Annotated in this window: 3 protein-coding genes; 2 read left to right on the top strand and 1 reads right to left on the bottom strand. The window is 58.1% G+C overall.

Annotation, left to right across the window (positions count from 1 at the left end):
- Nucleotides 1-280, bottom strand: a 280-nt coding sequence (locus KHQ28_RS28780; RefSeq protein WP_211777808.1) for an MFS transporter, incomplete at its 3' end; no start/stop codon positions are given.
- Nucleotides 281-544: 264 nt separating this feature from the next.
- Here KHQ28_RS28780 and KHQ28_RS28775 point away from each other — a divergent pair.
- On the top strand, nucleotides 545-985 hold the full coding sequence (locus KHQ28_RS28775) for a VOC family protein (RefSeq protein WP_002906451.1): 441 nt from the start codon (nucleotides 545-547) through the stop codon (nucleotides 983-985).
- Between the two features lie 67 nt (nucleotides 986-1,052).
- The coding region (ppk2, locus tag KHQ28_RS28770; RefSeq protein ID WP_101984709.1) for a polyphosphate kinase 2 at nucleotides 1,053-1,743 on the top strand (691 nt) is incomplete at its 3' end.

The raw sequence follows: 1,743 nt of genomic DNA, 5'->3' as shown, positions 1-1,743 counted from the left end.
GCATGGCGTAGCTACTGGAGAAGGTAAACAGGGTATTGCCGAGAATACACAGGCCAGCCAGGAACAGCATCACCGATTTCAGGGAAAACCGGCTGGAGAGCAGCGCCATGATCGGCGCGCCGATCACCACGCCGAAGGCATACCAGGCAATCATATTGCCGGCGGCGGGAATGGATATTCCGACATCGTGCGCCATATCCGGCAGCACGCCCATAATGCCAAACTCCGCCATGCCAAGTCCAAAGGTGCCCAGCGCCAGTGAAAAGATTGTTTTTTTCATACATCTTATAGGGGTATTGAGAGCCGGCCGGCATTATTTACCATCCCGCCCCGACACACCAGCTAAAAACGCCCGACGGCAGTTTCCTCCATACAACAGCCTGATTCGTTCATGTTCCCCAGCCGCGTGGCATACCGGCGGCGTGGTTTCGCAGTAACAATCCCCTATCAAAATCAGTGAGCTCAAAGAGATAAACACCTCATTGATCTCAAGTTAACTTGAGGTTGTAAAGTCAAAACATCGTTCACCTTGGGAGAATTATCCATGCAAAGTGTTGATGTCGGTTTTACTCATGTCGCCTTTACCGTCCGCTGTCTGGCCAGCAGCATCGATTTTTATACCCGCTATACCGCGATGACCGTCATTCACCAGCGCGAGCCCGACCTCCCCTCGGCGCGGAAAGTGGCATGGCTCAGCGACCGCACCCGGCCTTTCGCCCTGGTGCTGGTGCAAAGTGACGATCCGGCCGATACGCCGCTGGGACCGTTCGGCCATCTCGGCGTCGCCTGCGCCACCCAGGCCGAGATCGATGAGAAAGTGGCCCTCGCACGGCGGGAAGGTGTTTTACGCCGGGAGCCGGAGCAGCTGGGCGATCCGGTGGGCTATTTCGCTTTCTTTGCCGACCCGGACGGTAACACCCTGGAGCTGTCGTGGGGGCAGCGGGTGGGACTGGAAGTCATCCTGGCGGGAAAACCCGGCGAATAATTTTCCACCGCCTCGCCGGGGGAGGATTACACTTCAAAGGGATACCTCGGCAACACGGAGCATGGCGATGGGCAACAAGAAAAGCGGTAATCCGGTCGACACGGCGGCAAAAATCGCGCCGCTCGACAACAAAGCGTACGAGAAAGCGCTGCGCAAACTCCACGTTGAGCTGGTGAAACTGCAGCGCTGGGTGGTACACAAAGGACTGAAAGTGTGCATTGTCTTTGAAGGCCGGGACGGCGCCGGGAAAGGCGGCACCATTAAGGCCATCACCGAGCGCGTCAGCCCGCGTATCTTCCGAGTCGTCGCCTTACCCTCGCCCACCGAGCGCGAAAAAAGCCAGCTTTACTTTCAGCGCTATATCAAGCATCTCCCGGCGGCCGGCGAAATCGTGATTTTCGATCGCAGCTGGTATAACCGCGCCGGCGTCGAACGGGTGATGGGCTTTTGTACGCCGGAGGAGGTGCAGAAGTTCCTCGACGGCGCGCCGATGGTGGAGCGCGGCATGGTCGAATCGGGCATTATTCTGCTCAAGTACTGGCTGGAGGTCTCTCCGCAGGAGCAGGAGCGCCGTCTGCGGGATCGCATCGACGACGGGCGTAAAATCTGGAAGCTCTCGCCGATGGACATTAAGTCTTTCAACCGCTGGGATGAATATACCGCTGCCCGCGACGCCATGTTCGCCGCCACCGATACCGCCTGGGCGCCGTGGTTCGTCGCCCGCTCAGAGGATAAAAAGCGCGTGCGTCTGAATATCA

It is taken from the genome of Klebsiella sp. 28 (assembly GCF_018223905.1).
Taxonomy (GTDB): domain Bacteria; phylum Pseudomonadota; class Gammaproteobacteria; order Enterobacterales; family Enterobacteriaceae; genus Klebsiella; species Klebsiella pneumoniae.
Note: the sequence above shows the minus strand (reverse complement) of the source record. Positions and strands in the feature narration are given on the sequence as shown.